The following is a 6,971-nucleotide window of genomic DNA, read 5'->3' as shown; positions in this document are numbered from 1 at the left end:
CCGAGAAGAAGAGCTAAGGTATTGGAATAGTATTATAGAGAATACAAAGAATAGCAGTCTTCATATCCAGAGTCTTAGTAGTTCTCTCTATCATCATTCCGATTTGGTATTGGATAAAGACTCCACGGGTCGTTTACTTCGAGATATTCATGGTGTCTATCATACCCAGATCAATGATGTTCTTTTATCAGCTTTCTCTTTGGCTCTTTGTGATTTTACGGGGTTGTCTACTCATGGTATTTTGTTAGAAGGTCATGGAAGAGAGGATATCTTTCCGGGAATGGATATTACTGAAACAGTAGGCTGGTTTACCACGATGTATCCCATAGTGTTAGAGAGGGGTAAAGATCTATTCTCTACACTAGTTCATACGAAGGAGTCTTTGAGAGGTATTCCTGATAATGGGATAGGTTATGGAAGTCTTATCGGCTATACTGATGGAAATCTTCCTAGAGTTAGTTTTAATTACTTGGGACAGTTGGATCAACAGGAATCTGTATCAGAGAGTTGGTATATCGTAGGGGAGAATAGTGGAGAACCTGTGGGAAGAGATAATTTGGATTCTCATCTTCTTACTATCAATGGTGCTGTGGTAGGAGGAGAATTATATTTCGGATTAAGAGGCTACTTCAGTGAAGAAGAGATGATTCGTTTATCAGTATTGTTTAAAGGATACTTAGAGCAGCTTGTGAATGGGTTATCAGGAATAGATAGAAGCTACCTTACGTTATCAGATGTGGATCATATTATAAGTTCCAGCCAATTAGCTTCTATTCAGGAAGAGATAGAGATTGACTCTGTATATTTAGCCAGTAGTCTTCAGGAAGGTTTTATCTACCATGCTTTAAGTCAGGGAGATGTAGATGATTCTTATCGGGTACAGCTTTTATGGGATTATCATGGAGGGGTTGATTTGGATAAGTTAAAGGAGTCGTGGGAATATGTTCAGAAGAAGCATCCTGTATTAAGAACGAGATTTGATTGGTCAGAGTCTATAGTTCAGGTGATAGATAAGATAGGTTCTGTGGACTGGCGTTGTATAGATCTGAGTGAGTATGATGAAAAGGAAAGAGAAGATAAGATCAAATCCATTGTTCAGAAAGACAGAGAAGAGCAGTATGATCTTTCCAAATCAGGACTCTTCAGAGTCTATGTGTGTCAACATTCAGAATCACATTATACATGTATTTTCAGTAATCATCATGCAATCTTGGATGGTTGGAGTATGCCTGTACTGTTTAATGATATTCATACGACCTACCTTAGATTATTGAAAGGAGAAGTAGTAGCTTCTATGGTGGATATATCGTATGGAGAATCCCAGAAGTATCTTCAGAGTCATAAGGGAGAGAGTGATTCATTCTGGAAGGAGTATATGTTGCTATTAGAAGATAGGGAGGATTTGAGTAGTTTACTTACAGTCTCAGAGAAGCATACGAATCTTTCAAGCTATCGTCATATTCAGGATCATCAATCTTTAACCTTACATATCAAAGAGGAGAGGTATACTTTGTTAAAGAATTTAATCTCTAAGGAGGGCTTAACAGTTAATGCGGTGTTACAGTATGTATGGCATAAACAGTTAAGTATATACAGCCATCAAAGAACGACAGTAGTAGGAACGACCGTTTCTGGAAGAAGTCTACCTGTTGAGGGGATTGAAAGTTCAGTAGGTTTGTATATCAATACCCTTCCCTTGATTGTAGAGCATAAGGAAGGTAAGGTAATGGATGTAATAATAAATCTTCAATCTTCTGTAAGTGATCTTAACACATACAGTGATAAGAGTTTATCAAGTCTTCAAGATAATGGAGAGCGTTTATTCAGCAGTTTATTTGTGTATGAGAATTATCCTATATCCGATGGAGATGTTTCTGAGGATTTAGATATCCGATTCCGTGATTCTATAGAGAAGGTAGATTATCCCTTAAGTTTAATTGCGTATGAGAGAGGAGAGGAAGTGAGTCTTACGTTAAACTATGAAGGATTGTTATTTGAAAGATCTATGATGTCTCAGGTACTAGAAGGTATGGAGTTGATGTTAGATCAGCTTTTGGAAGATCCTACTATTACTACAGATAGACTGTCATATGTTTCAGCGCTTCAATATCAAGACCTGATCCATAATTGGAATGCAACTAGAGTAGAATACGACACAAGTGCTACCCTTCATGAATTATTTGAGAGACAGGTAGAGAAGACACCTGATCATATTGCTTTGGTGTATGAAGATGTAAAGCTAACGTATAGAGAGCTTAATGGAAGATCAAACAGATTGGCTCATTATCTTTTAGAAACATACAAAATCCAGTCTGATGAACTTATACCTTTATGTCTAGAAAGGTCTGAGCAGATGCTGATTGGAATCTTAGGAGTCTTGAAGTCAGGCGGAGCGTATGTTCCTATGGATCCTAATTATCCTATGGATAGAATAGAACATATTCTGGGAGATACTAAGGCAAGAATGGTAATCGTTGAAGAGAATACAAAAGGCAGATTATATGATTATAAGAAATTAATAGAAACGGAAGAAGAAGCTTTAGATATCATAAGCTTGAATAATTCAGAAATGAAAACTAAGCTTAGTAAGTGTTCCAATGATAATCCAAATACAGAAGTAAGTTCAGGTGATTTATCCTATGTCATTTACACCAGTGGAACAACAGGAAAGCCAAAAGGAGTGATGATAGAACATAAAAATGTGGTTAATTTAATCGAGCAACAGTCTGCTATATTTAATTTGGATACGGTTCATTCTTCTTCCCATCCACAAAAAAGAGCATTATGGTATGCCAACTATGTTTTTGATGCTCATGTATGGGATGTTTATTCCGTTCTTTCGTTTGGCCATACCTTACATCTAATAAGTAAAGAAATCCAAACAGATTTAAGTTTATTACATAGATATATAGTTGAAAATAGGATCCAGATAGCTACGATTCCTCCTATATTACTTACTACAGAATTAATTCTCCCGTTGGATACCCTTATTGTAGCAGGAGATACTACTCATCCGGAAGTAATGGAATATTATAAAAGAGAAGGAGTTGATGTAATCAATGCATATGGTCCTACCGAGTCCACGGTATGTGCTACTTATCATCATTATAATGAGGATGGTAATGCTCTTAATATAGGTCAATCTATTGCCAATACGACAGCCTATGTATTGGATGAATACTTACGTCCTGTACCAGTTGGAGCTATAGGAGAATTGTATATAGGAGGTTTGGGATTATCAAGAGGCTATTTGAATCTTGCTGAGCTTACAGCAGAGCGTTTTCTCTTGAATCCTTTCCAGAGTGAAAAGGAGAAGGAGATAGGTTATAATGGACGGATGTATAAGACGGGAGATTTAGGCCGTTATCTTCCGGGAGGAGATTTGGAATATATAGGTAGAAATGACTTCCAGGTTAAGATCAGAGGGTATAGGATAGAGCTGGGAGAGATAGAAAACGCCTTATTGAGTTATGAAGGAATTCGTCAAAGTGTTGTACTGGCCAAGGAGAATAGTTCAGGGTTAAAATATTTGGTTGGCTATTATGTGTCAGATGCAGCATTAAATCATGAAGAGTTGTCAGTACATTTATCAGGATTACTTCCAGAGTATATGGTTCCTTCGGTGTATGTTCATTTGGAAGAACTTCCTCTTACGATTAATGGTAAGTTAGACCGAAGAGCGTTACCTGAACCTAACTTCACAGGAGATAAAGAATATATAGCACCAACAACAGTTCTTGAAAAACAATTAGCAGAGATGTATGGAGAGGTGTTAGGTTTACCTGTAGAAAGTATAGGTTTACATGATGATTTCTTTCGCTTGGGAGGAGACAGTATTATCAGTATTCAACTCGTGAGTCGTTTACGAAAACGATTATCCTTATCCTTAAGTGTCAAAGAAGTCTTTACCTATAGAACAGTGTATCATCTTTCTGAGCTCTTAGAAAGTAGAAAGGATGAAGAGGGATTGTCTCTTATTACAGAACAGGGAATATTAGAAGGTGAAGTTTCATTATTACCGATTCAGGAATGGTTCTTCCATGAGGTAGAGTTGGGAGAACATTTTACCTCTTTCCATCATTGGAATCAGTCCTTTATGATTCATGTTCCTGAATTGGATATAGATATATTAAAACAAAGTCTCCTACAATTAGTAGAGAAGCATGATGCCTTACGACTATATTATCCTAAGACAGAGCATGGCTATCTTCAAGAGTATAGAAAAGAAGCTATATCTCCTGATTTGAGTATACTTGATCGTAGAGATGTAAGTGATGAAGAATTAATAGAAGTCTTTACTTCTTGGCAGAGTGGATTTGATATTATTGAAGGTCCTTTACTTCATGTAGGATATATCCATGGTTATGAAGATGGAAGTTGTCGTGTTCATTTCTGTTTCCATCACCTTATTATCGATGCGGTAAGCTGGCGAATCTTAACAGAAGATCTTGAGTTGATGTATAGATCTCTTAAGGAAGGAAATACCAACCCATTGTATGTAAAAGGAAGCAGTTACCGTCAGTGGGTTGATGTGGTTAAGACTTATAAAGAGGATAGTGCTACCTCCCGAGAAGAAGAGCTAAGGTATTGGAATAGTATTATAGAGAATACAAAGAATAGTAGTATTTATATCCAGAGTCTTAGTAGTTCTCTCTATCATCATTCCGATTTGGTATTGGATAAAGACTCCACGAGTCGTTTACTTCGAGATATTCATGGAGTGTATCATACTCAGATCAATGATGTTCTTTTATCAGCTTTCTCTTTGGCTCTTTGTGATTTTACGGGGTTGTCTACTCATGGTATTGTATTAGAAGGTCATGGAAGAGAGGATATCTTTCCGGGAATGGATATTACTGAAACAGTAGGCTGGTTTACCACGATGTATCCCATAGTGTTAGAGAGGGGTAGAGATCTATTCTCTACACTAGTTCATACGAAGGAGTCTTTGAGAGGTATTCCTGATAATGGGATAGGTTATGGAAGTCTTATCGGCTATACTGATGGAAATCTTCCTAGAGTTAGTTTTAATTACTTGGGCCAGTTGGATCAACAGGAATCTGTATCAGAGAGTTGGCATATCGTAGGGGAGAATAGTGGAGAACCTGTGGGAAGAGATAATTTGGATTCTCATCTTCTTACTATCAATGGTGCTGTGGTAGGAGGAGAATTGTATTTCGGATTAAGAGGCTACTTCAGTGAAGAAGAGATGATTCGTTTATCAGTATTGTTTAAAGGATACTTAGAGCAGCTTGTGAATGGGTTATCAGGAATAGATAGAAGCTACCTTACGTTATCAGATGTGGATCATATTCTGAGTTCCAGCCAACTAGATTCTATTCAGGAAGAGATAGAGATTGATTCTGTATATTTAGCCAGTAGTCTTCAGGAAGGTTTTATCTACCATGCTTTAAGTCAGGGAGATGTAGATGATTCTTATCGGGTACAGCTTTTATGGGATTATCATGGAGTGGTTGATTTGGATAAGTTAAAGGAGTCTTGGGAATATGTTCAGAATAAGCATCCTGTATTAAGAACGAGATTTGATTGGTCAGAGTCTATTGTTCAGGTGATAGATAAGATAAGCTCTGTGGACTGGCGTTGTATAGATCTGAGTGGGTATGATGAAAAGGAAAGAGAAGATAAGATCAAATCCATTGTTCAGAAAGACAGAGAAGAGCAGTATGATCTTTCCAAATCAGGACTCTTTAGAGTCTATGTGTGTCAACATTCAGAATCACATTATACATGTATCTTCAGTAATCATCATGCAATCTTAGATGGATGGAGTATGCCTGTACTGTTTAATGATATTCATACCACCTACCTTAGATTATTGAAAGGAGAATTAGTAGCTTCTATGGTGGATATATCGTATGGAGAATCCCAGAAGTATCTTCAGAGTCATAAGGGAGAGAGTGATTCATTCTGGAAGGAGTATATGTTGTTATTAGAAGATAGGGAAGATTTGAGTAGTTTACTTACAGTCTCAGAGAGGCATACGAATCTTTCAGGCTATCGTCATATTCAAGATCATCAATCCTTAACTTGGAGTATTGATAGAGAAAGATATCTCTCTTTAAAGAATTTAATATCCAAAGAAGGCTTAACAGTTAATGCGGTGTTACAGTATGTATGGCATAAACAGTTAAGTATCTACAGTAATCAAAGAACGACAGTAGTAGGAACGACCGTTTCTGGAAGAAGTTTACCTGTGGAGGGGATTGAGAGTTCAGTAGGTTTGTATATCAATACCCTTCCCTTGATTGTAGAGCATAAGGAAGGTAAGGTACTAGATTGGATCGCAAAACTTCAAGATGGAGTTAGTGATCTTAACACATACAGTGATAAGAGTTTATCAAGTCTTCAACAAAGTGGAGAACGATTATTCAGTAGTTTATTTGTGTATGAGAATTATCCTATATCTGATGGTGTTGTTTTAAATGGTTTAGATATTAAGCCTCGTGAATCGATAGAGAAAGTGGATTATCCATTAAGTTTAATTGCGTATGAGAGAGGAGAAGAAATAAGTATGACCTTAACTTATGAGGGACTATTATTTGAAAGAGCTATGATGTCTCAGGTACTAGAAGGTATGGAATTAATGTTGGATCAGCTGTTACAAGATCCTGCTATTACTACAGATAGACTGTCGTATGTTTCAGTGCTTCAATATCAAGACTTGATCCATAGTTGGAATGCAACGGGAGTAGAATACGACACAAGTGTTACCCTTCATGAATTATTTGAGAGACAGGTAGAGAAGACTCCGGATCACATTGCTTTGGTGTATGAAGATGTAAAGTTAAGTTATAGAGAGCTTAATGAAAGATCTAATCAGTTAGCTCATTATCTTTTAGAAACATACAAAATCCAGCCTGATGAATTGATTCCTCTATGTTTAGAAAGATCGGAGCAGATGCTGATTGGAATCTTAGGAGTCTTGAAGTCAGGAGGAGCTTATGTTCCTA

Annotated in this window: 1 protein-coding gene; it reads left to right on the top strand. The window is 37.0% G+C overall.

From position 1 onward, the window contains the following. Nucleotides 1-6,971 (top strand): non-ribosomal peptide synthetase (locus tag CHRY9293_RS17955; RefSeq protein ID WP_162034235.1); only part of this gene is annotated, 6,971 nt, incomplete at both ends.

Source organism: Chryseobacterium potabilaquae, from assembly GCF_902728265.1.
In the GTDB taxonomy this organism is placed as follows: domain Bacteria; phylum Bacteroidota; class Bacteroidia; order Flavobacteriales; family Weeksellaceae; genus Chryseobacterium; species Chryseobacterium potabilaquae.
The sequence above is the reverse complement of the archived record's forward strand: the minus strand, read 5'-3'. Positions and strand labels throughout refer to the sequence as shown.